The sequence below is a fragment of the Staphylococcus simiae genome, from assembly GCF_017357005.1.
Taxonomy (GTDB): domain Bacteria; phylum Bacillota; class Bacilli; order Staphylococcales; family Staphylococcaceae; genus Staphylococcus; species Staphylococcus simiae_A.
In genome coordinates this window covers 950,120-974,074 of record NZ_CP071589.1, presented here as the reverse complement: position 1 = coordinate 974,074, position 23,955 = coordinate 950,120, and the positions used below count along the sequence as shown (strand labels likewise).

The window sequence follows — 23,955 nt, the reverse complement described above, 5'->3', positions numbered from 1 at the left end:
ATTTGTATTATCATTCGTTTTATAATCGACTAACTTTTAATGATTCATAGTCGATTTTAACAAACTACTAAACTAATTGATATGACATAACTATGATTTACTTTTTATTCCATAATTATTCGTCACTTTTAAACTGAAAAATAAAAAGGTACTATTCCCAATTTAATACATTGAGTAATAGTACCAATTAAATTAATATTTAGTGTTTTTAGGTTTCTCTCTTAATTGTAAAGAGTATGAAATGATTATTGCTAATAACATAATAAATAATGTTGGTGTAATAAAGACAGATAACAATAATCCATGAATCATAATATTAATGAATTCAGTTAACAATTTAAAGAATAAAATACTACCCATGAATAATTGAAGATAATATAGTTTACCTTTTAAATTGTATGTTAACGTTGTAGCAATATATGCAATAATAATAAAAATTAACAGTAATAACGTTACCCATTCAATCACATATTGTGTTTGCGATAATTCCCAGTCACCAGACAAGAACAATGAATTTCTATTATTAAATTCTAAAAATGTGAATAAGAATAAAACTACTCCACAAATTAATTGAACATATAATGGTTTAACCCATTTAGGTTTTCTCATCCAGTTTGGAATATCATCCTCTTGAATATCTACAACATTTTTAACTTTTTGTTTAAACTTATCACGTTTAGCTCTGATTTTATCTAAATCGACACTTCTTCTCGTCTTACGAGCATATTCTGTTGTCTTATCTTGGAGTTGTTTCAAATGAATTTTCGTTTGATTTGTCACATTACCTTTACTTGTTCTAGATAACTCAGGTTCTTCTTCACCTAATTCTTGTTTCGTCAACGGTAACGCACGACGTAAGAATAAAAAGTTCCATATTGCCATTTGACCAAGTAGCCACATAATAATAAAGAAAGTATTAACACTAAGAATATCTATAGATTCAATTTCATTAGCATCTATTCTGCCGTACAAAGCAATTTGAGTAATTAAATAACTTATTCCATAACTTACTATAATCCACATATAATGGCTCTTTATATTATTGCTATTAAGTTCATCTTTATAAACAATGTAACCTATATGGATAGTAAAAGGGACTAAGAAAATTAAAGCAAATACACCGTATACTTGCGTCATTAAAATTAAAGTAATAATAAAGTACATTATTCCAATAATTAAAAAGAATATTGATATGTCGTAATCATACTTGATTGTTCTATATAAAGTATGTCCAATTAACATAACTACAATACCGAATATAATTATCACAATTGCACTAACTATAGGAAAATTCCCTATAAAACGACTCATTACTTTTATAATTTCACTAAAAAATGCATTTAGAAATTCCCATACATTATGTACATGTGTGTTTACTTTCTTACCACCATTTAACTGTTTAATCAAAGGTAAGTTTATTAAAATAATGAGACCAGTGAAGAGTGAAACGATACCGATTAAATAGCTAAATATAATTTCGGCGTGTTTCCTAAGAAAAGACATTATGTTCACCTCAAAAATTATTATATATTAATCTATTGTTGTTGTCTTTAAATAAATGTATAAAAGGAAGCGGGACGGAAATAAATTTAATATAAAATTTATGTCGTAATCCCCCTCGGCAAGACTGATTAGTTTGTAAAACGTTGATTTATCAACATTTTACAAACTAGTGAATTACTGCCAAATGCTTAAATTCAAGTCTGAAATGTTTTTGTCCCAGGCTCTAAAAAAGTTTATAAATAGCATAACTGGGTAATATTTAAATGTAAACAATTTATATACTATTGGAGGTATTTATTATGTCAAAAGAAGAACAAGCAAAAAAAGCAGCTGAAAAAGCTAAAGAAGTAGAACAAGATTTAAAAGAACAAAAAGAGAAAAAATCAGATGACATAGATCAAACAAAACAAGATATTCAAGATACTTTAAATTAATTAACATTTTAAATCAATAATATACTATTTAGCGTATTGACATTATTTAACAAACAACTTAGAGTAGAATTAAATAAATAATTGAACGCACTAGGGGTGTTTTTAACTGAGATGAGGTTATTCCTCAAACCCTTCGAACCTGATCTAGCTTGAACTAGCGTAGGAAAGTGTTAATATAATATATTATACGCATATATTGTCACGCACAACTTTCCTATGGAGGGTTGTGCGTTTTTTTAGGAGGAAATGATTATGTCAAAAGGTTTAAAACTATCTGAAATTTTAGTCACGGTTATGATTTCAGTAGTATTTGCAATTATTTATAACTTATGGTGGTTTGTCTATAATGGCATTCAAGTTGCTGGCTTACATATAGAACAATTGACCAATGGTGTATGGTTTATGGCAGCTATTGTATGTTATTTAATTATTCCTAAACCCGGTATTGCTTTATTAGCAGAGTTTGCAGCTGGTGCTGGGGAAACAATTGTTATGGGAAGATTTGATATCCCTACTATTATATATGCACTCATACAAGGTCTTGCTTGTGAACTTATCTTTTTCATTTTCAAATATAAATCACGTTCAGTTATGGTTGCGATGTTAGCAGGTTTTTGTACTGCCCTAGCAGCATTCCCAATTGATTATTATTATGGTTATTTAAATGAAGTCGCAGGTTGGAATTTAATTTTATTTATCGTATTTAGATTAATAAGTGGTATTTTCGTAGCTGGACTATTATCTTATTTAATAGTAAAAGCTTTAGATCAAACTGGTGTTACCAAATTATTTAGACCGGCATCTAAACAAGATTATGACAACTTATAAGAGGAGTCCTTAAAGTGTTAAAAGTTAGTAATTTACGATTAAAATATCCTAATGGTCAGAAGAAAATTTTTGACCATTTAAATCTTACAATTAAAGACAAAGAAAAAGTATTACTTTTAGGCCCTTCTGGCTCAGGTAAAAGTACTTTGTTAAATGTTTTATGCGGTATTGTTCCAAATTTAGTTGAATTACCATTAAAATATGATGAATTAGAAATTACTTCATCTAATGGCATTATTTTTCAAGATCCTGATAGCCAATTTTGTATGCCCAAAGTATATGAAGAGCTAGCCTTTGTTTTGGAAAATAAGCAAGTACCACGATATGAAATGACTGAACAAATAGAACGAGCATTATCTATGGTTAATTTGAATGTCACACCTCACACATATATTAAAGATTTAAGTGGTGGTATGAAACAAAAATTAGCTATCGCAGAAACGATCTTACAACAAGCTGAAACTTTATTCTTGGATGAACCTACTGCTATGTTAGATGACCAAGCAACTCAAGAATTATGGCAAAAATTAATTGACTTATGGCAAGATCAAACCGTTATTATAGTTGAGCATAAAGTGGAATATATCTGGGATGTCGTTGATCGTGTGTTGTTAATGGATTATGATGGTAGCATTATTGCTGATGATCAACCACACATTATTTTACAGCATTATGAACATTTGCTTTCCCAATTTGGTGTATGGCATCCAAATGCATGGCATGATGCCCCTATTAACACTTTAAAGACACCAATCCAGAAGACTAAACTGTTTAATTTCACCCATGGACAAGTGATAAGAGGTAAAAAAACATTGTTTCAAATCGAGCACCTACCTATCTATACGCATGAATGGATTGCGATTACTGGACAAAATGGTAGTGGTAAAACGTCTTTATTAGAATCAATCATGCATTTAATTAAATACAAAGGTAAAATGACATTCAATAATCAAACGCTTCAAGCTATTAAAGATGCAGCACAACATATGTATCTAGTCTATCAAAACCCAGAATTACAGTTTATAACTAATTCAGTTTATGAAGAAATAAATATCCAACACAATCATTTAAACGCTGAAGAAAGTGATGCCAAAACAACTCAATTATTGCAGTTATTAAAGTTAGAAAGTGTCGCCGACCAACACCCTTTTGAATTATCAATGGGTCAAAAAAGACGTCTCAGTGTCGCAACTGCTTTAAGCTCTAATGCAGACATTATCTTTCTTGACGAACCAACTTTTGGCTTAGATAGTCATAATACATTTCAACTAATTAAACTATTTCAACAACGTGTGAATAAAGGTCAAACCATAGTAATGGTGACACATGATCCCAATATCATTGCACGTTATCCTACTCGAAAATTAAATATCGACAAAGGTAATTTAATAGATAGTGATGGTGAGCATAATGTTTGAACAATGGAAAAAACAATATCATTTTATTGATGACGTTAATATTATAACTAAACTATTCTTAGGTATTGTATTATTTTTCTTCATTATTTTTGTACATAATTTTGATTTTATGTTATATATCGCAATCTTGATGTTAGTCTATTTACTATTATTTAATGGAACCCAATATAAGATTACTATGCTATTCATTACACTAAGTATGTCATTTGCCATTCTATCGTCTTTATTTATGATTTTATATGGTAAGGGAAGTCATATATTATTACATATTGGTTTTATTAACATTACAACTGAAAGTTTAATTCGAGGATTACATGTCGCACTGAGAACAATCACGATTTCTTTTTATGGTATTTTAATTGCTTTAACATCACAAGTTGTGATGATCTTTTATAGTTTAATGCAACATCTAAAAGTCAAACCTAAAATAGCTTATGCCTTTATGGCTGCTATCAGAATGGTGCCAATTATGGTTAGTTCACTAATTCAACTTCGTCGTTCATTAAGAATTCGCTATCAAATGATTGATCGCTCTAATTACAGAGGATTCAAAAGAATAAAACATATTATCATCCCTTTATTAAGCCAGAATATTAGAAAAGCACATCAATTATCAGTTGCAATGGAGTCAAAAGGATTTGAAGATGGTCCACGAACTTACTATTATTATGCTCCGTTTTCATATAAAGATATTCTTTTTATTGCACTAACTATAAGTATTATTTTACTAGCATATGTTGCTGCGCAATATATGCCTATTACAAGTATCGGAGATGTTAGATTAGGACGAATAGGCTAATTTTATTTATTAGTTCTTCGTTCATATCGTTCGTTAATCTTCTGTCAAATTAAATTACTAACTAGCTAAAAATCAACATCAAGTTAATGATCTAACTAACAAAAATAATAGCCAGTCAATATTAAATTCCCAAAAAAATTTAATATTAACTGGCTATTTACTTATTATTTTAAAGCTTTATTAGCAATGTCATGTCGATAAAATAAATTATCACTATTAATTTTTTCTACGTTTTTGTAGGCTTGTTGTTGTGCTTCTTCAACAGTATTACCATTACCCATGGCTAAGATTACTCTACCACCACTAGTAACAAATGTATCGTTTTCTATTGTTAAACCACTAACAAAGAAATTGTTATTTAATTCAAGCCCTGTTACTTCATGACCCTTTTCATATGCATCTGGATACCCTTTGGATGCTAACATAACGCCAACAAACGTTTGTGGTTTCCATTCAAATTGAATTGACGCTTTTTGTTCTAAATCAATGATATGTTGCATTAAGTCACTATCCATACGACTTAATAATACTTGTGCTTCTGGATCTCCAAAACGGGCATTAAATTCAATAACTTTAGGACCATCAGTTGTTAATATAGCACCAATGTATAGTAAACCGAAGAAGTGATATCCTTCTTCATACATAGCTTTAGCAATTGGTTGAGCTATTTCTTTATTTGTACGTTTCAGTACATCTTCACTGATATGTGATACTGGACAATAGGCACCCATCCCACCAGTATTAGGGCCCTCATCATTGTCATAAGCACGTTTATGATCTTGAGCTATACAATCAAATGGTACTGCATAGTCATCATTAACAAATGTCATTAATGAAAATTCTTCACCTTCTAAAAAACTTTCAAAGACAATCATACCTTCTTCATCAGGATCATACATCTGTTCAATTGCACTTAAAGCAGCTTCGCGAGTATCAGCGATAATAACACCTTTACCTGCAGCTAGTCCATCTTTCTTTATAACGACAGGTAATTCACAAGCCTTAACATAATTTTTAGCATCAGCTTTATTATGAACTTCTTTATAATCTGCAGTTGGAATATCATATTTTTCCATTAACTTTTTAGCAAATAATTTTGACCCTTCAATTTGAGCAGCTTGTTGATTAGGACCAAAGACTTTGATACCTTTATTTTGTAGTTTGTCAGTTAAACCATCAATGAGTGGTTGTTCCGGTCCTATAATTACCCATTCAATTTGATGTTCTAAAACAAATTGTATAATACGATCATGGTCTGATTCAGCAATTTCTGTATGAATTTCAGCGACAGGTTCCATTGCAGCATTACCAGGTATGACATAAACTTGCTCAACTATTTTAGACTCATTTAATTTATATGCTAGTGCATGTTCACGACCACCAGCTCCAATTACAAGTACTTTCATCATATTAAATCCCCTTTTTAATTAATGCTTGAAATGACGCATACCAGTCATTACCATCGTAATTCCATATTTATTAGCCATATCAATGGATTCCTGGTCTTTAATTGACCCCCCAGGCTGAATAATCGCTTTAATGCCATGTTGTGCAGCTAATTCAACAGTATCACCCATTGGGAAAAAGCCATCGGAAACTAATGCAACATCATCATTAATTTCAATTGCTCGGTCTAAAGCAATTTTTGCGGCTCCTACACGATTCATTTGTCCAGCTCCAATACCAACAGTTTGTTTATTATTACTCAAAATAATAGCATTGCTTTTTACTGATGGTACAACTTTCCAACCTAATAACATTGCTTCCCATTGTGCTTTCGTCGGTTGCTTATCAGTAACAACAGTCATATCCTCTTTAGTTACTAAGCCATTATCTTTATCTTGAACCAAATAACCACCAGATACAGAAACAAATTCTTCTTCATTACTATCTAAAGTCATGTCAATTTCTAATAATCGTATATTTTTCTTTTGAGTTAAAATGTTCAAAGCCTCTGTTGAAAATTGTGGTGCAATCACTACTTCTAAGAAAATACTATGCAATTGTTGTGCTAGCTCAGTATCAACCGGTCTATTTAGAGCCACAATTCCTCCAAAAATAGATTGATTATCAGCTTCATAAGCATGTTGAAAAGCTTGTTTTATATTGTCACCAATTCCTACACCACAAGGATTCATATGTTTAACTGCTACTGCTGCTGGAGTTTCAAATTTTTTAACTAATGACAGTGCAGCATCTGCATCCTTAATATTGTTATAGCTTAGTTGTTTACCATGTAATTGTTTAGCGCCGGCAAGGGTATGTTTCGCATCAGTTGTTCTTACAAAATATGCTGATTGTTGAGGGTTTTCACCATATCTTAACGTTTCTTTATCCCCTTTAAAGAAACGTACAATGGCTGCATCATATTCTGCTGTGTGTTCAAATACTTTAACCATTAATGATTGTCTAAATTCTTCATTTAAATTATCATTTTGTAGACGTTTAATTACTTCATTATAATCAGCTGGATGTACAATAGTTGTCACATGTTTATAATTTTTCGCAGCAGCTCGTAACATTGTAGGACCGCCAATATCTATATTTTCAATGGCATCTTCTGTTGTAACATCTGGATTTGCTACTGTTTGTTGAAATGGATATAAATTAACTACAACCATATCGATTAAGTCTATCTGTTGTTCATTTAATTGTTCTAAATGTTGAGGTTTATTACGATCAGCTAATATTCCTCCATGTACAGCAGGATGAAGTGTCTTAACACGACCATCCATTATTTCAGGAAAATGTGTAAGCTCTGATACAGAATGTACTTCTATGTTAGCTTCATCTAAAACACGTTTAGTACCACCAGTTGAATAAAGTTCATAATCTAAAGAAATTAAAGATTTAGCAAATTCAACAATTCCTGCTTTATTTGATACACTTAAAATGGCTTTTTTCATTACTTTAAAACTCCTCTATTTTACAATTTTAGCTATAACTTTTGGATATAAGTTATATTCTAGTTGCTTAACTTTGTCCTCTAAAGTTTCTATCGTATCGTCCGTACTAATATCACATTGTTGTTGTGCAATAATTTCTCCCGTATCCATACCACTATCAACATAATGAACTGTTGAACCGGTTATGTTATCTCCACTATTAAATGCTTGACCTATTGCGTCAATCCCCTTATATTTCGGCAATAGCGAAGGATGAATATTCAAAATTTTACCTTCAAAAGCATTTAATAATGTATCACCGATTAGTCTCATATAACCAGCTAGAATAATCCATTCAACTTGCTCTTGGTGCAATAAATCAACAAGTTTCTGTTCATAATGGATTTTTGACTCGAAATCTTTCGGTTCATTAATATGTACTGGTATGTGATGTTTTTCTGCTCTATGAACAGCATAAGCATTAGCCTTATCTACATATAATGCAGTAATGGTTATATCTTTTAATTTTCCTTGTTCAACATGTTCAACAATATTTTCAAAATTACTTCCCGAACCTGAAGCAAATATGGCAATCTTTACCATTGTTAGACCCCCATTAAGCGTATAGATTCGTCATCTTGGGCAGTAACTTGTCCAATATGATAGGCATCAATATCTTGTTCCTTTAAAATATTTAGTGTTTGATTAACATCTTGTTGATCAACAATAACTGTGTAACCAATGCCCATATTAAACACGTTATACATTTCATTCGTTTCTATATTGCCTTGTTGTTGTAACCATTCAAATATTTTAGGTGTTGGAAAGCTTGTTACATCAATTTCAGCTGTGACATTTTCTGGTAATGCTCTTGGTATATTTTCATAAAATCCACCACCAGTGATATGAGTCATTGCTTTAATGTCTATATGTTTTTTTAAAGCTAAAATTGGTTTAACATATAATCTTGTAGGTTCAAGTACTACATCTAATAATGATTTACCTTCAAAATCAGAATTCAAATCTATATTAGAGTCTTTGATTATCTTTCTAACTAAACTGAAACCATTCGAATGGATACCACTAGACGCTAAACCGATAATTGCTTGTCCAACTTTTACTTTAGAGCCATCAATATACTGGTCTTTCTCCACAGCACCAACTGCAAATCCAGCAACGTCATATTCCCCTTCATGATACATGTCTCCCATCTCTGCAGTTTCTCCACCGATTAAGGCAGTATTAGTTTGTTCACAACCATCACTTACACCTTTAACAATTTGCTCTATAATTTCAGGAACAACTTTATGAGTAGCAATATAATCTAAGAAATAAAGTGGTTCTGCACCCGTAGTTAAAATATCATTCACACACATCGCAACTGCATCAATTCCAATTGTGTCATGTTTATCATTATCAATTGCTAATTTCAGTTTAGTACCTACACCATCTGTACCAGATACTAAAACGGGCGCAGTCATATTTAATTGCGATAAATCAAAAGTTGCACCAAAGCCACCTAATCCACCAATAACTTCTTTTCTCATAGTACGTTTAACATGGCTTGACATTCTTTCAACCGCTTCGTATCCTGCATGTATATTTACACCTGATTGTTCATATGCTTTAGACATTTAAATTTCCCTCGCTATCGAAATAATGTTTATTATTAGCAATATATTGCTGTTGTCGTTCACTTAAATGCTTTTTATAATTATTTTCATAATCGTACAATCCTGCAGGATAATCACCAGTGAAACTTTCAACACATAAACCATTATATGGCGCATCATAATCAAGTCCTATAGATTCAATAAGCCCATCAACACTTAAATAAGCTAAAGAATCTGCGCCAATATAATCTTTAATCTCTTCTGGTGATTTACTAGCAGAGATTAATTCTGCAGTTGTTGATACATCAATACCATAAAAACTTGGAAACATAAATTCTGGAGAAGCTATTCTGACATGTACTTGATTCGCACCAGAATCTTTTAACATTTTGACAATTCTCTTAATTGTTGTACCTCTAACAATTGAATCATCAACTAAAATAATATTTTGACCATCTACTATATCTCTCACTGCAGATAATTTAACTCTTACACCTTGTTCCCTTAATTCTTGTGTGGGTTGGATAAATGTTCGAGCAACATATTGATTTTTCACTAATCCCATTTCATAAGGTAAACCAAGTTGTTCGGCATAACCACTAGCTGCTGACAATGATGAATTTGGAACTCCTATAACCATATCAGCATCCACAGGACTCTCTTCAGCTAGTTTTTTACCAGATGCCTTACGTACAGCATGAACATTTTTCCCAGCAATAGTTGAATCCGGACGCGCAAAGTAAATGTATTCCATAGCTGAAATTGCAGTTGTTGTATGATGTGTGTAGGATTGAACTCTAATCCCTTCATCATTAATTACTACATATTCTCCTGCATGAATATCTTGAACATACTCAGCACCAAGAACGTCAATTGCGCAAGTTTCACTGGCAATAATATACGTATTATCTTTCATTTTGCCAACTACAAGTGGTCTAATCGCATTAGGATCTACAGCACCATATAGTGCATCTTTAGTTAAAATTGCAAATGTAAATCCACCTTTAACAATACGTAAACTTTCTTTTAAAGCTTCTTCAAAAGTAGGTGCTTTACTTCTTCTAATTAAATGCATAATGACTTCTGTATCCGAGGATGAATGAAATATTGCTCCTTGCTTTTCTAAATTTTGACGTAATGATTGGGCATTAATTAAGTTTCCATTATGGCAAATACCAACACTCATATCATAAAAGTGATATAAAAACGGTTGAATATTCTCTATACCTTTGTTACCTGAAGTGGCATATCGTACATGTCCAATTGCATGCTGATAGCCTTTTAATTGTTCCATTTGCTGGTCTTTAATTGCCTCAGTTAATAAACCTAATCCACGTTCACCTTTTAAAGTATTATGATCTGAAACAACTATACCAGCACCTTCTTGCCCACGATGTTGCAAACTATGCAATCCCATGTACGTAAGTTGTGCTGCTTCGGAATGATTCCATATACCAAATACGCCACATTCTTCGTTTAATCCTGAGTAGTTAAGCATTTAGTAATTGCTCCTTCCCAAAGCATTTTAATATCAGACACTGATTCACTAATCGTTGTATGAGGTGTTGTTACTTTAAAATGATCGCTATCTGTAAGCTTACCTATTTCAAGTGCATGCTCAATATTTAACGTTTGATCACCTTTTACTATGACAATGTAACGACCTTGAGTTTCACTAAATAATTGTGCATCTGAAAGGTCAACGTTGACATTTAGGCCAATACCATAATGAGCACTAATTTTAGCAAGAGCTATTAATAATCCACCTTTACCAACTGTTTGCACATGAGATGCTTGACCTTGTCTTATTGCATGTTTGACCGCTTCTCCGCGTGCAACTTCGTCACTTAAATCAAGTGCTTCAAATTCATGGTTCACTTGTTGATAAAGTAATTTTTCTAATTGACTACCGCCAAAATCATTTCGAGTATCACCAACGATAAATACTTTATCGCCTACTTGTGGTTCAAAGTCTTCCAAGAATGAAATGTCTTCAATTAATCCCACCATTCCAACAACTGGTGTTGGGAATATTGATGTACCTTTTGTTTCGTTATATAGAGAAACATTTCCAGATACTACTGGTGTTTTTAATATTTCGCATGCTTCTGACATACCTTTAGTTGAATCGATTAATTGTTGATATATTTCTTTTTTTTCAGGTGAACCGTAATTCAAACAATCAGTCATTGCAAGTGGTGTTGCACCTACCGCAATTAAATTTCTGTATGCTTCAGCGACAACCATCTTGCCACCTTCATATGGATTATTAAAAACATATCTAGCTTCTCCATCAATTGTTGAAGCAATAGCTTTATTAGTTCCTTCCACTCTAACAACAGATGATTGTAATCCTGGCTTAATGATTGTGTTAGCACCAACTTGTTGATCATACTGATCATACAAATGATGTTTAGATGCAATTGTTGGGTGTTGTAATAATTTAAAGAACACTTCTTTGACATTAACATCGCTATAATCATTTTTAGACGTATTATATTCTTTTTGTTGTCCTTCCAAAACATATACAGGTGCTTCATCAGCTAATGGTTCAACTGGTATATCAGCATAAACTTCGTCATCATATGTTAAAACAAAACGGTTAGTATCAGTTACTTCTCCAATTACTGCACTATCTAATTCATGCTTATCAAAAAGGTCTAGAAACTTTTGTTCTGTTCCTTTTTCTACTACTAATAACATTCTTTCTTGTGTTTCTGAGAGCATCATTTCATAAGGAGATATACCTGGCTCTCTTGTTGGCACTTGATCTAAACGTAAAATTAAACCACTACCACCTTTTGCTGCCATTTCAGATGAAGATGAAGTTAATCCTGCTGCACCCATATCTTGAATTCCAACCAATTCATCATATGTAATTGCTTCAAGTGTTGCTTCCATTAATTTCTTGCCAACAAAGGGATCCCCAATTTGAACTGATGGTCGTTTACTTTCACTCTCTTCAGTTAATTCTTCTGAGGCAAAAGTTGCACCATGTATACCATCTCGTCCTGTCTTTAAACCTACATAAATAACGGAATTACCTATACCTTTAGCAGTACCTTTTTGAATCATATCGTGATCAATTACTCCGACACACATCGCATTTACTAATGGGTTACCATCATAACGTTCATCAAATTCAATTTCTCCAGCAGTTGTAGGAATACCAATACAGTTGCCATAACCTCCGATACCACTAACAACACCTTTTAATAATCGTTGGTTTTGTTTAACATCTAATTCACCAAATCTCAAACTATTTAATAAGTTAATAGGTCTTGCACCAATTGATACAATATCTCTAATAATTCCGCCAACTCCAGTAGCTGCACCTTGATAAGGTTCAATGGCAGAAGGATGATTGTGTGATTCAACTTTGAATACGACTGCTTGATTATCTCCAATATCAACTACTCCAGCACCTTCACCAGGCCCCATTAATACATGTTCTCCAGTTGTTGGAAATTGTTTTAAAAATGGTTTTGAATGTTTATATGAACAATGTTCACTCCACATAACTGAGAAGATCCCAACTTCTGTAAAGTTTGGTTCTCTACCAAGAATGTCACATACTTTATTATATTCAGCATCACTTAATCCCATATCTTGATATAGCTTTTCAACTTTAATCTCTTCTACACTTGGCTCAATAAATTTAGACATGTTGTTCCCTCCAACTTTTAACCATCGCTTCAAATAATTTAACACCATCATCGGTACCTAATAATTTTTCCAACGCACGTTCTGGATGTGGCATCATTCCACAGACGTTGCCTTCTTTATTCACAATTCCAGCAATATCATCATATGAACCATTTGGATTATTCACATATTTAAGAATAATTTGATTATTCTCTTTAAGACTATGATACATATCTTCAGTACAATAATAATGTCCTTCTCCGTGTGCTATTGGATAAACGACTTTTTCGTTTTGTTGATATAAGTTAGTAAAGGCAGTCTCATTATTAACTACTTCAAGTTCTTGGTTACGACTTATAAATAAATGAGAATCATTATGTAATAACGCTCCTGGTAATAAGCCAATCTCTGTTAAAATTTGGAATCCATTACATACACCTAGTACTGGTTTACCTTCTGCTGCCAAACGTTTCACTTCATTTATAATAGGCGCTACGCTAGCCATAGCTCCCGATCTTAAATAATCTCCAAATGAAAAGCCACCTGGAATAAGTACACCATCAAATCCTTGTAATGATGTTTCACGATAATCTACATATTCCGCTTCAACACCTGTTTTTAGTGCAGCATTTAACATATCTCTGTCACAATTAGATCCCGGAAAAACAAGAACTGCAAATTTCATATTATGCATTCTCCTTTTCTTCAACCACTTTGTAGCTATATTCTTCTATCACTGTATTCGCAAATAATTTTTCACTTAATGTTGTAATAATGTTATGAACTTTGTCGTCACTAGCTTCATCAACTGTCATATACAATACTTTACCGACACGAATATCATTTACTTGAGAATAACCTAAATCATGAACTGCTCTATTTAATGCTTGCCCTTGTGTATCTAATACTTGTGGTTGTAGTGTGATATGTAATTCAATTGTTTTCATTATTTTAAATCCTCCAATTTAGTTAAAAAAGTTTGGTATGTTTCTATTAAAGAACCTGTATCATTTCTATATACATCTTTATCAAAATTTGTATCTGAATATTTATCCCAAATACGGCATGTGTCTGGGGAAATTTCATCTGCTAATAAAATACTACCATCAGCAGTTCTACCGAATTCTATTTTAAAATCTACTAGTCTTAATTCCATTTCTGCCATTAAATTAATGAGTACATCATTAATCTTTAAAGCCATTTCTTTTAAAGTTTGAATCTCTTGATCGTTAGCAATATTTAATAATTTAATATGGTCATCAGTGATTAGTGGGTCGTTTAAATCATCATTTTTATAGAAAAATTCAACTAAAGGTTGTTTAAATTCATCACCTTTAGTAAAGCCAAGTCGTTGAGTTATTGAACCACATGCAATATTTCTAACTACAACTTCTAACGGAATAATTTCAACTTTTTCAACTAATTGTTCTGTGTTAGATAATTGTTTAATAAAATGACTTTTAATTCCTTTGTCTTTTAAATAATCAAATATAATGGAAGTAATTTGATTATTTAATTGTCCTTTACCTGCCATAGCATCTTTTTTAGCACCATTGCCAGCTGTTACTTCATCTTTATATTCCACTAGTAATTCATTATTAACGTCTGTAGCATAAATCCTTTTAGCTTTACCTTCATATAATAACGTCATTAATTAGTCTCTCCCTTTGAACTTGTCATACATCAGTTGTTCAGTTTCATTAACATTATCAGTCAAAATTGTCATATGCCCCATTTTACGATTAGCTTTTCGTTCTGACTTACCATAAATATGAACATGCCATTCTGGGTGGTCTCCAAATTCGTGTTCTAATAAGTCTAAATCTTTACCAAGCAAGTTCATCATTACCGCTGGCTTAAGTATGTCTACTTTACGTGGTAGCGATTGTCCAGTTACTGCTAAAATGTGTGTATCAAATTGCGAATAATCACAAGCTTCAATTGAATAATGTCCAGAGTTATGCGGTCTAGGTGCTATTTCGTTAACATACAAATTATCTTCACTATCAATGAAAAATTCGACTGTGAATGTGCCAACAAAATGAATTGCTTTAATAATTTTATCCACTTCATCTCTTGCTGCTAATTCTTTATCTGTCCTAGCTGGTACAATGGTTTTAAATAATATTTGATTTCGATGTTCATTTTCTTGTAATGGGAAATAAGTAATTTGTTGATGACTACCAATTGATACAGTAAGCGAAACTTCTTTAGATATAGATAGATATTTTTCGGCAACACATTCTTGCTTAGCAATTAATTCATATACATCAGCTAATTGATCTTCACCATTTACTAAAATTTGTCCTTTACCATCATAACCACCGAACCGAGTTTTAATAATAAATGGAAAACCTAATTTTGTTTTGACTTCTTCTATATCTTTTGAATCTTTTACTTCTATAAAAGGAACGATTTGGGTACCTGCTTGTAATAATGTTTGTTTTTCAGTGAGTCTATCTTGCAATAATTGAATCGCTTGATACCCTTGAGGAATATGATATTTTTTTGTTAATCGTTGTAACTGTTCAGCTGAAATATTTTCAAACTCATAAGTGATAACATCTGATTGTTCACCTAGTTGATTAAGTGCTTGTTCGTTATCATAATTGGCATGAATGAATTGATGAGCAACATATCGACATGGACAATCTTCACTTGGATCTAATACGATAACCTTATAGCCCATCTTTTGTGCAGATTGAGCCATCATCTTTCCAAGTTGTCCACCACCAATGATTCCAATAGTTGATCCAAAGCTAAGTTTATTGAAGATCATTTTGCATTTCCTCCACTTTTTGGACTAAATTTTTTTCATAATTTTCCAATTTTTCTGCTAATAATTGATCGTTAATACTTAGCATTCTTGCTGCCAGTATTCCAGCATTTTTAGCGCCTGCTTTCCCTATAGCTGTTGTTGCAACCGGTATACCACCTGGCATCTGAACAATTGATAACAAAGAGTCTAATCCTTTTAAGCTTTTAGATTCTATTGGTACGCCAATTACTGGCAAAGTCGTCATTGATGCTACCATACCAGGTAAATGTGCTGCTCCACCAGCACCTGCTATAACTACGTCGATACCCTTTTGCCTTGCTTCACTAGCGAATTGCACCATCAAATGTGGCGTACGATGAGCTGATACAACCTTTTTTTCGTACGGAATTGCGAAATAATCTAACATGGTACAGGCTTCTTGCATGATATCCCAATCGGATGAACTACCCATAATGACTGCTACTTTCACATTGTACACCCTTTCAAAAGTTTGAATTGTGATTAACTTTAGTTGTATATTATAGATATAGCATAACAAGCAATTTATGCTTTTTCAATCAAAAATCGAACTTTAATTTAAATTTTTGATTGAATTTACGTCTTTTGCTATAAAAAGTTGTGCCAAACACTAGTAACGTTAGGTTATGAAACAATAGGAGGAGAAATTTTTATGGTTGCTAAAATTTTAGACGGAAAACAAATTGCCAAAGAATACAGACAAGGTTTACAAGAACAAGTTGAAGCACTTAAAGCACAAGGATATACTCCAAAATTATCTGTTATTCTTGTTGGCAATGATGGGGCTAGTCAAAGTTATGTGAGATCCAAAAAGAAAGCTGCTGAAAAAATAGGTATGATTTCTGAAATTGTACATTTAGATGAAAATACAAGTGAAGAAGAAGTGTTAAATGAATTAAATCGATTAAATAATGATGATTCTGTAAGTGGAATATTAGTACAAGTTCCACTACCAAAACAGGTTAGTGAACAGAAAGTGCTAGAAACAATTAATCCAGATAAAGATGTAGATGGCTTCCATCCTACTAATATTGGGAAATTATATATTGATGAACAAACTTTTGTACCATGTACACCTTTAGGTATTATGGAAATATTAAAACATGCTGATATAGATTTATCAGGTAAAAATGCAGTTGTTATTGGTAGAAGTCATATTGTTGGTCAACCAGTATCTAAATTATTATTACAGCAAAATGCAACAGTAACAATTTTACATTCTCGTTCCGTAGATATGAAATCTCATTTAAAAAATGCTGATATTATTGTTAGTGCCGTTGGTAAACCAGGACTTGTTACAAAAGAAGATGTTAAAGATGGAGCTGTTATTATAGATGTCGGTAATACTCCGGATGAAAACGGAAAATTAAAAGGCGATGTAGAATATGAAGATGTAAAAGAAATCGCAGGAGCAATTACGCCTGTTCCTGGAGGTGTTGGACCTTTAACAATTACTATGGTACTTAATAATACTTTACTTGCAGAAAAAATGCGTCGCGGCATTAAGTAATACGTTAAAACAAAATTAAGTTAATAATGATGAAGTTCAATAACGTTTAGCAATGTATGATAAATGTTATTGAGCTTTTTTAGGTCTAATTAAGCTATTTTTTATCTTTGCGTTGAGAGATAAATTAATAACTCTTAAATACTGGAACAAAAGCATTCCACACTTAAATTTAAGCTTTTGGCAGTATCCGTCTGGTTTGTAAAATGTTGATATTTCAAATTTTTTACATACCTAGTAAGTATTGCCGTGGTCGGATTTCAACATAATTTTAATATAAAAATTATGTTTGTCCCTCATCCATTTAATGATTAAAATCGGTTATTAAAGTTTGTTTATATTAGACTAGATAGCAATATTTTTAACTTATTAATAAATGACCATCTCACATAATAAAATAAAATTTAGATATAAAATTTTGAAGACGTGGCCCACCTACTTTGATCTTTAAAACGAACTATTTCTTCAATATTATATATTTATATGCTCACCTTCTTTTTATCAATCTTTTCTATATAAAATGATAATAGTAATGTCATTATTAATATTGAAAAGCTTATTATTAATAAACTAATTGTTTATAACTTGCAATATTTACTTATTATTACCAAATATAAAAACTAACAATATTTAACAAATGATAGTGCATTTTAACATATTGGCATTTTAATAAAAGTCACATAATTTACAAATTATTATTTTTTTGCAGATAATAATTAAAATAAATATTTAAATTTTACTTTTAATACGGTAATATTAGGACTATAGTATGATGCATGAATAAAACAAGTTAAGGTATAGTATTGATAACAGAGAGATGACTTTTCATTTGGAGGTTACATAATATGAACAAATTAATACAGTCATTATCGGCTCTTGGCGTATCAGCCACATTAGTAACACCTCATTTAAATGCGGAAGCAACTTCAAACACTACACCTCAAATTAAAGGTGCTAATGATATCGTTATAGAAAAAGGGCAAGAATATAATGTCTTAAATGGTATTTCTGCTTATGATAAAGAAGATGGCGATTTAACTCATAAAATAAAAGTTGATGGCAATATTGACACTACAAAATCTGGTAAATATCGTTTAGTTTATCATGTTAAAGATTCAGATGGTGCTGAAGATATTTCTACAAGATATATAGAGGTCAAATAAAAGTTGAGACTATTCTCAACTTTTTTTATTTTCACACAAATAGCCCTTAATTGATAAGTCTTCTCACTAACCTAATTAAATATGAAGCAATTTATTTAAAATTCATTAAAGTCACAAAATGTACACATAATTTTAACAAATCTGTGAACCCCCGTCATACCTTGATTCTTCTGGCTTTCACCCACATTTTTCTTAATTTTTTTCCTATAAGTACTTGTAAATATTGTGTAATAACTTAAAATTAGTGGTAAGCCCTACATTTGTAGTATTAGGAGGTCAAAAAAGTGTCAAAATTAAAGTCTTTGTTTCTATTATTTGGCACACTAATTTTACTTAGTGGTTGTTCAAATATAGAAATCTTTAACGCAAAAGGGCCAGTAGCAAGTAGTCAGAAGTTCTTGATTCTTTATTCAATTGTCTTCATGCTTGTTATTGTTGTCGTTGTTCTTGGCATGTTCGCCATTTTTCTATTTAAATATAGTTACAATAAAAATGACGAATCTGGTAAGATGCATCACAATGCCATAATTGAAACAATTTGGTTTGTGATACCAATTTTAATCGTTACAGCTTTAGCTATTCCAACAGTTAAAACTTTATACGATTATGAAGCACCACCAAAAAGTGAAAAGGATCCAATGGTGATTTACGCTGTTAGTGGCGGATTCAAGTGGTTCTTTGCTTATCCTGAGGAACATATAGAGACTGTTAATACTTTAACAATCCCTAAAGATCGTCCAGTTGTATTCAAACTTCAAGCTATGGATACAATGACAAGTTTCTGGATTCCACAATTAGGTGGTCAAAAATATGCCATGACTGGCATGACAATGGACTGGACTTTAGAAGCTAGTCAAACAGGTACATTTAGAGGACGTAACTCTAACTTCAATGGTGAAGGATTCTCACGTCAAACATTTGATGTACATGCTGTAAGTCAGAAAGATTATGACAAATGGGTGAAAGAAGTTAAAGGTAAGAAAACAATTGATCAAGATACTTTTGATAAACAGTTATTACCAAATACACCTAACAAAGCATTAGAATTCAATGGTACTCATATGGCGTTTGTTGATCCAGCAGCTGATCCTGAATATATCTTCTATGCATATAAACGTTATAACTACGTTCCAAAAGATCCAAACTTTAACAGTGAGGAAGAAATGTATAAAGATGTTTCAGACAAACCATTGAAACCAGCTCGTAAGCCTCAAATTACTAATGCGAACTATAAACGTCATGGTATGAAAATGGTTCTATTAGGTAATGATGAGAAATACGACAATGAGTTCAAAAAGAAAGAACATAAAAACTCTAAAGAAATGAAAAAGCTTTCTAAAGATGTGCAAGATCAAGACAATGATGATCATGGAGGTGGACATTAATGAATTTTCCATGGGATCAATTACTAGTTAAAGGTAACTGGATGATTACAATGGCACAAATTGGTGCCCCATTCTTAGTTATCGGTTTAATCGCAGTAATTTCTTATTTTAAATTATGGAAATATCTTTACAAAGAATGGTTCACATCTGTAGACCATAAGAAAATCGGTGTCATGTATTTAATCTGTGCCGTATTAATGTTCGTCCGTGGTGGTATTGATGCGCTACTTATTCGTACGCAATTAGCAATACCAGATAATAAATTCTTAGAATCAAACCACTATAACGAAATCTTTAGTACACATGGTGTAATCATGATTATCTTCATGGCGATGCCATTTATCTTTGGTTTATGGAATATTGTTGTTCCTTTACAAATTGGTGCACGTGATGTTGCATTCCCTGTATTGAACAGCGTTAGTTTCTGGCTATTCTTCTCAGGTATGATTTTATTCAATCTGTCATTTATTATTGGTGGTTCACCAGCAGCTGGTTGGACAAACTACGCACCACTTGCAGGTGAATTTAGTCCTGGCCCAGGTGTTAACTATTACTTAGTAGCAATACAAATTTCAGGGCTTGGTACCTTAGCTACAGGTATCAACTTCTTTGTTACAATATTAAGATGTAAAACACCAACAATGAAGTTTATGCAAATGCCAATGTTTACAGTGACAACATTTGTTACTACTTTAATCGTGATTCTTGCTTTCCCTCCTTTAACAGTGGCGTTAGCATTAATGACAACTGATAGAATATTTGACACTGCATTCTTCACTGTTGCAAACGGTGGTATGCCAATGTTATGGGCTAACTTCTTCTGGGTTTGGGGGCACCCCGAAGTATATATCGTTATCTTACCAGCATTTGGTATCTACTCAGAAATTATTCCGACATTCGCACGTAAGCGTCTATTCGGACATCAAAGTATGGTATGGGCAACTGCCGGTATCGCATTTTTAAGTTTCTTAGTTTGGGTTCACCATTTCTTCACAATGGGTAATGGTGCTCTAATTAATTCATTCTTCTCAATTTCAACAATGTTAATCGGTATTCCAACCGGTGTTAAATTATTCAACTGGTTATTAACATTGTATAAAGGTCGTATTACGTTTGAGTCACCTATGTTATTCTCATTAGCATTTATACCTAACTTCCTATTAGGTGGTGTAACAGGTGTAATGTTAGCGATGGCATCTGCTGACTATCAATATCACAATACGTACTTCTTAGTAGCCCATTTCCACTATACATTGGTTACTGGTGTTGTATTTGCCTGCTTAGCAGCGTTAATCTTCTGGTATCCTAAGATGATGGGTTACAAGTTAAACGAAACGTTAAACAAATGGTGTTTCTGGTTCTTCATGATCGGATTTAACGTTTGTTTCTTACCACAATTCATTCTTGGATTAGATGGTATGCCACGTCGTTTATACACTTACATGCCTTCTGATGGTTGGTTTGCATTAAACTTAATTTCAACTATCGGTGCATTACTAATGGCAGTAGGATTCTTATTCCTAGTTGTTAGTATCGTATATAGTCATTTCAAATCTCCTCGTGAAGCAACTGGAGATAACTGGGATGGTCTTGGTCGTACTTTAGAATGGACTACAGCTTCTGCTATTCCACCTAAATACAACTTTGCAATCACTCCAGACTGGAATGATTATGATACTTTCGTTGATATGAAAGAACACGGCCGTCATTATCTAGATAATCATAACTATAAAGATATTCATATGCCTAACAACACTGCTGTTGGTTTATGGATTGGTATCTTTATGACAATCGCTGGTTTCTTCTTAATTTTTGAAACAATTATTCCAGCAATTCTTGGTTTAATTGGTATATTTGGTACTATGATGTACCGCAGTTTCCAAGTTGATCACGGATATCATATCCCTGCTTCTGAAGTTGCTGAAAATGAAGCGAAATTAAGAGAAGCACGTATTAAAGAAAGGGAGGCTGTAAGTCATGAGTCATGATACAAACACTATTGATTCACGCACACATGAAGGCGAATTAAATAAGCTTGGCTTTTGGATTTTCATTACAGCCGAATTTGCGTTATTTGGTACCCTATTCGCAACACTTCTAACGTTGCAACATGGTGGCGATTACGCAGGTAAAATGACTACAGAGTTATTTGAATTGCCTCTTGTATTAATAATGACATTTGCATTATTATTTAGTTCTTACACTTGTGGTATTGCAATTTACTACATGCGTCAAGAAAAACAAAAATTAATGATGTTCTGGATGATTATTACCCTACTATTAGGTTTAGTCTTTGTAGGATTTGAAATTTATGAGTTTGCTCATTATGCATCAGAAGGAGTTAACCCAACAATCGGTTCTTTCTGGTCTAGTTTCTTTATCTTACTCGGAACACATGGTTGTCACGTATCGTTAGGTATTGTGTGGGCAGCTTGCCTATTAATACAAATTCAACGTCGTGGCTTAGATAAATATAATGCTCCAAAATTATTTATAGTAAGTTTATACTGGCACTTCTTAGATGTTGTTTGGGTCTTCATCTTTACTGCCGTATATATGATAGGGATGGTGTATAGCGGATGAGTACAATAATGAAACATACTGTCGGATTTATCGCATCTATCGTATTAACGCTTTTAGCAGTTTACGTAACACTATACACATCAATGTCATTCCATGCTAAAGTGACAATAATCTTTGGATTTGCTTTCATTCAAGCTTTCCTTCAATTATTAATGTTCATGCATTTAACTGAAGGTAAAGATGGACGTATTCAAACAGCCAAAGTTATCTTTGCACTTGTTATCACTCTTGCTTTCGTAGTCGGAACTTATTGGGTTATGCAAGGCGGTCACTCAGCTCACTTATAAACTACATTCAAATAATGTAAAGTTTAACCAGCTAACTTATAGTTAGCTGGTTTTTTTTATGTCTTTTAAACTGTTTTGCCTATATGGAAACTAGCATGTTACTCTATTGATATAATAAACTATGTTAGGAGAATTATTATGTCAATACCTATTATAATTGATACTGATCCAGGAATTGATGACGCTGCAGCCATAAGTTTAGCTTTAAGTTTAAATGATTTCGAAGTAAAAATGATTTCTACAGTAAATGGTAATGTTAATATCGATAAGACAACTACAAATGCATTAAAATTAGTCGAGTTTTTCAATACAAATACACCTGTCTATCGAGGAGCGAGTCAGCCTTTAGTTAATAACATTGTTGATGCTAGTGAAGTTCATGGTGAATCAGGATTAGCAGGTTATGATTTCCCAAACGTAGATAATAATGTTATTTCAAACCAACATGCGATTACAGCTATAAAATCTACTTTAGAAAATTCAATAGAACCTGTTACAATTGTGGCTATTGGTCCACTTACAAATATCGCTCTCCTATTAACAACTTATCCTGAAGTTAAACCGCTTATCAAAGAGATAATTTTAATGGGTGGTAGTGCTAGTCGAGGTAATATAACGCCACTAGCTGAATTTAATATTTACTGCGATCCTGAAGCTGCAAATATCGTTTTTAACTCCGAATTAAAACTTACAATGATTGGATTGGATTTAGCCCGCGAAGCATCATTTGACCATTCATTTATAGAAAATTTCAAACATCTTAATAAAACTAGCGATATGTTATACCATTTATTTAAGCACTATAGAAGTGAAGATTTCGAAACTCAAGTTAATATTTACGATGTCTTTACCATTTTATATTTACTTAAACCATCATATTTTAAATCTTACGAGGCTCTAGTTAAAGTTGAGTTAACTGGCACTTTCACTAGAGGGGCTACTGTTGTAGACTTTGAAAGTAAACAAGCTAATTGCATTGTTGTGCAATCCCCTATTGCATCTTTATATAAAGAGTTGTTCATTCAATCTTTGGAACAATGTATTTAATCAAAATTTTAAGCTAATAGCAATTAAAAAACGCCCTACAAATCAAGACAATGATAACCGT

The 23,955-nt window shown here is 32.4% G+C and carries 23 protein-coding genes and 1 riboswitch; of the genes, 11 read left to right on the top strand and 12 right to left on the bottom strand.

Features of this window, described 5'->3' with window-relative positions; genetic code table 11:
* Positions 1 to 192 precede the first annotated feature (192 nt).
* On the bottom strand, positions 193 to 1,503 hold the full coding sequence (auxA, locus tag J3R86_RS04415; RefSeq protein ID WP_207518221.1) for a lipoteichoic acid stability factor AuxA: 1,311 nt from the start codon (positions 1,501 to 1,503) through the stop codon (positions 193 to 195).
* 299 nt (positions 1,504 to 1,802) lie between these two features.
* On the opposite strand from auxA, the gene graF reads away from it, so the two are divergent.
* From graF to J3R86_RS04395, 4 genes are all read left to right on the top strand, one after another.
* Positions 1,803 to 1,937, top strand: coding sequence for a glycopeptide resistance-associated protein GraF (gene graF / locus J3R86_RS04410; protein ID WP_207518220.1), 135 nt, complete (start codon positions 1,803 to 1,805; stop codon positions 1,935 to 1,937).
* 82 nt (positions 1,938 to 2,019) lie between these two features.
* Positions 2,020 to 2,120, top strand: a riboswitch (TPP riboswitch).
* 69 nt (positions 2,121 to 2,189) lie between these two features.
* On the top strand, positions 2,190 to 2,765 hold the full coding sequence (locus J3R86_RS04405) for an ECF transporter S component (RefSeq protein WP_207518219.1): 576 nt from the start codon (positions 2,190 to 2,192) through the stop codon (positions 2,763 to 2,765).
* Positions 2,766 to 2,779: 14 nt separating this feature from the next.
* The gene (locus J3R86_RS04400) at positions 2,780 to 4,183 is read left to right on the top strand and encodes an ABC transporter ATP-binding protein (RefSeq protein ID WP_207518218.1); all 1,404 of its coding nucleotides are present in this window, start codon (positions 2,780 to 2,782) and stop codon (positions 4,181 to 4,183) included.
* A complete protein-coding gene (locus tag J3R86_RS04395) occupies positions 4,176 to 4,982 on the top strand; it encodes an energy-coupling factor transporter transmembrane component T family protein (RefSeq protein WP_207518217.1) in 807 nt (268 codons plus the stop codon). Before J3R86_RS04400 ends, J3R86_RS04395 begins: the two co-directional genes overlap by 8 nt.
* A gap of 164 nt (positions 4,983 to 5,146) precedes the next feature.
* Here the strand turns inward: J3R86_RS04395 and purD are convergent, their stop codons facing one another.
* The 11 genes from purD to purE are packed head-to-tail and all read right to left on the bottom strand — an operon-like array spanning position 5,147 to position 16,373.
* Positions 5,147 to 6,388, bottom strand: a complete 1,242-nt coding sequence (gene purD / locus J3R86_RS04390) for a phosphoribosylamine--glycine ligase (RefSeq protein WP_207518514.1) — start codon at positions 6,386 to 6,388, stop codon at positions 5,147 to 5,149.
* 21 nt (positions 6,389 to 6,409) lie between these two features.
* Entirely contained in the window at positions 6,410 to 7,888 is a 1,479-nt protein-coding gene (purH, locus tag J3R86_RS04385; RefSeq protein WP_207518216.1) for a bifunctional phosphoribosylaminoimidazolecarboxamide formyltransferase/IMP cyclohydrolase, read from the bottom strand.
* A gap of 15 nt (positions 7,889 to 7,903) precedes the next feature.
* Positions 7,904 to 8,470 (bottom strand): phosphoribosylglycinamide formyltransferase, encoded by a 567-nt coding sequence (purN, locus tag J3R86_RS04380; protein ID WP_207518215.1) that lies wholly within the window; start codon positions 8,468 to 8,470, stop codon positions 7,904 to 7,906.
* A gap of 2 nt (positions 8,471 to 8,472) precedes the next feature.
* The gene (gene purM, locus J3R86_RS04375; RefSeq protein ID WP_207518214.1) at positions 8,473 to 9,501 is read right to left on the bottom strand and encodes a phosphoribosylformylglycinamidine cyclo-ligase; all 1,029 of its coding nucleotides are present in this window, start codon (positions 9,499 to 9,501) and stop codon (positions 8,473 to 8,475) included.
* Entirely contained in the window at positions 9,494 to 10,978 is a 1,485-nt protein-coding gene (gene purF, locus J3R86_RS04370) for an amidophosphoribosyltransferase (protein WP_207518213.1), read from the bottom strand. The genes purM and purF overlap by 8 nt, the downstream gene beginning before the upstream one ends.
* Positions 10,957 to 13,146: a phosphoribosylformylglycinamidine synthase subunit PurL gene (gene purL / locus J3R86_RS04365; protein WP_207518212.1), complete on the bottom strand. Its 2,190-nt coding sequence runs from the start codon at positions 13,144 to 13,146 to the stop codon at positions 10,957 to 10,959. Before purL ends, purF begins: the two co-directional genes overlap by 22 nt.
* A complete protein-coding gene (gene purQ, locus J3R86_RS04360; protein WP_207518211.1) occupies positions 13,139 to 13,810 on the bottom strand; it encodes a phosphoribosylformylglycinamidine synthase subunit PurQ in 672 nt (223 codons plus the stop codon). Before purQ ends, purL begins: the two co-directional genes overlap by 8 nt.
* 1 nt (position 13,811) lies before the next feature.
* The gene (gene purS, locus J3R86_RS04355) at positions 13,812 to 14,072 is read right to left on the bottom strand and encodes a phosphoribosylformylglycinamidine synthase subunit PurS (RefSeq protein ID WP_207518210.1); all 261 of its coding nucleotides are present in this window, start codon (positions 14,070 to 14,072) and stop codon (positions 13,812 to 13,814) included.
* Positions 14,072 to 14,776, bottom strand: a complete 705-nt coding sequence (purC, locus tag J3R86_RS04350) for a phosphoribosylaminoimidazolesuccinocarboxamide synthase (protein WP_207518209.1) — start codon at positions 14,774 to 14,776, stop codon at positions 14,072 to 14,074. Before purC ends, purS begins: the two co-directional genes overlap by 1 nt.
* Positions 14,777 to 14,779: 3 nt before the next feature.
* Complete coding sequence (gene purK, locus J3R86_RS04345) at positions 14,780 to 15,904, bottom strand: 5-(carboxyamino)imidazole ribonucleotide synthase (protein ID WP_207518208.1); 1,125 nt, start codon at positions 15,902 to 15,904, stop codon at positions 14,780 to 14,782.
* Positions 15,891 to 16,373 (bottom strand): 5-(carboxyamino)imidazole ribonucleotide mutase, encoded by a 483-nt coding sequence (purE, locus tag J3R86_RS04340; RefSeq protein WP_207518207.1) that lies wholly within the window; start codon positions 16,371 to 16,373, stop codon positions 15,891 to 15,893. The genes purK and purE overlap by 14 nt, the downstream gene beginning before the upstream one ends.
* Positions 16,374 to 16,574: 201 nt before the next feature.
* On the opposite strand from purE, the gene folD reads away from it, so the two are divergent.
* The 7 genes from folD to rihC all read left to right on the top strand — a co-directional run bounded on the left by folD (position 16,575) and on the right by rihC (position 23,894).
* On the top strand, positions 16,575 to 17,432 hold the full coding sequence (gene folD, locus J3R86_RS04335) for a bifunctional methylenetetrahydrofolate dehydrogenase/methenyltetrahydrofolate cyclohydrolase FolD (RefSeq protein ID WP_207518206.1): 858 nt from the start codon (positions 16,575 to 16,577) through the stop codon (positions 17,430 to 17,432).
* 842 nt (positions 17,433 to 18,274) lie between these two features.
* Positions 18,275 to 18,592 carry a DUF5011 domain-containing protein gene (locus J3R86_RS04330; RefSeq protein ID WP_002462682.1) on the top strand — a complete coding sequence of 106 codons (318 nt, stop codon included), beginning with the start codon at positions 18,275 to 18,277 and terminating at the stop codon, positions 18,590 to 18,592.
* Between the two features lie 284 nt (positions 18,593 to 18,876).
* Positions 18,877 to 19,977, top strand: a complete 1,101-nt coding sequence (gene qoxA / locus J3R86_RS04325) for a cytochrome aa3 quinol oxidase subunit II (RefSeq protein WP_207518205.1) — start codon at positions 18,877 to 18,879, stop codon at positions 19,975 to 19,977.
* Positions 19,977 to 21,965, top strand: coding sequence for a cytochrome aa3 quinol oxidase subunit I (gene qoxB / locus J3R86_RS04320; protein WP_002462680.1), 1,989 nt, complete (start codon positions 19,977 to 19,979; stop codon positions 21,963 to 21,965). The genes qoxA and qoxB overlap by 1 nt, the downstream gene beginning before the upstream one ends.
* Complete coding sequence (gene qoxC / locus J3R86_RS04315; protein ID WP_207518204.1) at positions 21,955 to 22,560, top strand: cytochrome aa3 quinol oxidase subunit III; 606 nt, start codon at positions 21,955 to 21,957, stop codon at positions 22,558 to 22,560. Before qoxB ends, qoxC begins: the two co-directional genes overlap by 11 nt.
* 8 nt (positions 22,561 to 22,568) lie before the next feature.
* The gene (gene qoxD, locus J3R86_RS04310) at positions 22,569 to 22,847 is read left to right on the top strand and encodes a cytochrome aa3 quinol oxidase subunit IV (RefSeq protein WP_197697109.1); all 279 of its coding nucleotides are present in this window, start codon (positions 22,569 to 22,571) and stop codon (positions 22,845 to 22,847) included.
* A gap of 138 nt (positions 22,848 to 22,985) precedes the next feature.
* Positions 22,986 to 23,894: a ribonucleoside hydrolase RihC gene (rihC, locus tag J3R86_RS04305; protein WP_207518203.1), complete on the top strand. Its 909-nt coding sequence runs from the start codon at positions 22,986 to 22,988 to the stop codon at positions 23,892 to 23,894.
* Positions 23,895 to 23,955: the final 61 nt, after the last annotated feature.

Coding starts and splice junctions, on each gene's coding strand:
- purK (WP_207518208.1), bottom strand. CDS start 15,904: ATGATCTTCAATAAACTTAGCTTTGGATCAACTATTGGAATCATTGGT.
- rihC (WP_207518203.1), top strand. CDS start 22,986: ATGTCAATACCTATTATAATTGATACTGATCCAGGAATTGATGACGCT.
- auxA (WP_207518221.1), bottom strand. CDS start 1,503: ATGTCTTTTCTTAGGAAACACGCCGAAATTATATTTAGCTATTTAATC.
- J3R86_RS04330 (WP_002462682.1), top strand. CDS start 18,275: ATGAACAAATTAATACAGTCATTATCGGCTCTTGGCGTATCAGCCACA.
- purQ (WP_207518211.1), bottom strand. CDS start 13,810: ATGAAATTTGCAGTTCTTGTTTTTCCGGGATCTAATTGTGACAGAGAT.
- purF (WP_207518213.1), bottom strand. CDS start 10,978: ATGCTTAACTACTCAGGATTAAACGAAGAATGTGGCGTATTTGGTATA.
- folD (WP_207518206.1), top strand. CDS start 16,575: ATGGTTGCTAAAATTTTAGACGGAAAACAAATTGCCAAAGAATACAGA.
- purN (WP_207518215.1), bottom strand. CDS start 8,470: ATGGTAAAGATTGCCATATTTGCTTCAGGTTCGGGAAGTAATTTTGAA.
- purL (WP_207518212.1), bottom strand. CDS start 13,146: ATGTCTAAATTTATTGAGCCAAGTGTAGAAGAGATTAAAGTTGAAAAG.
- qoxC (WP_207518204.1), top strand. CDS start 21,955: ATGAGTCATGATACAAACACTATTGATTCACGCACACATGAAGGCGAA.
- purH (WP_207518216.1), bottom strand. CDS start 7,888: ATGAAAAAAGCCATTTTAAGTGTATCAAATAAAGCAGGAATTGTTGAA.
- purD (WP_207518514.1), bottom strand. CDS start 6,388: ATGAAAGTACTTGTAATTGGAGCTGGTGGTCGTGAACATGCACTAGCA.
- qoxB (WP_002462680.1), top strand. CDS start 19,977: ATGAATTTTCCATGGGATCAATTACTAGTTAAAGGTAACTGGATGATT.
- J3R86_RS04395 (WP_207518217.1), top strand. CDS start 4,176: ATGTTTGAACAATGGAAAAAACAATATCATTTTATTGATGACGTTAAT.
- purC (WP_207518209.1), bottom strand. CDS start 14,776: ATGACGTTATTATATGAAGGTAAAGCTAAAAGGATTTATGCTACAGAC.
- J3R86_RS04405 (WP_207518219.1), top strand. CDS start 2,190: ATGTCAAAAGGTTTAAAACTATCTGAAATTTTAGTCACGGTTATGATT.
- purS (WP_207518210.1), bottom strand. CDS start 14,072: ATGAAAACAATTGAATTACATATCACACTACAACCACAAGTATTAGAT.
- graF (WP_207518220.1), top strand. CDS start 1,803: ATGTCAAAAGAAGAACAAGCAAAAAAAGCAGCTGAAAAAGCTAAAGAA.
- purM (WP_207518214.1), bottom strand. CDS start 9,501: ATGTCTAAAGCATATGAACAATCAGGTGTAAATATACATGCAGGATAC.
- qoxD (WP_197697109.1), top strand. CDS start 22,569: ATGAAACATACTGTCGGATTTATCGCATCTATCGTATTAACGCTTTTA.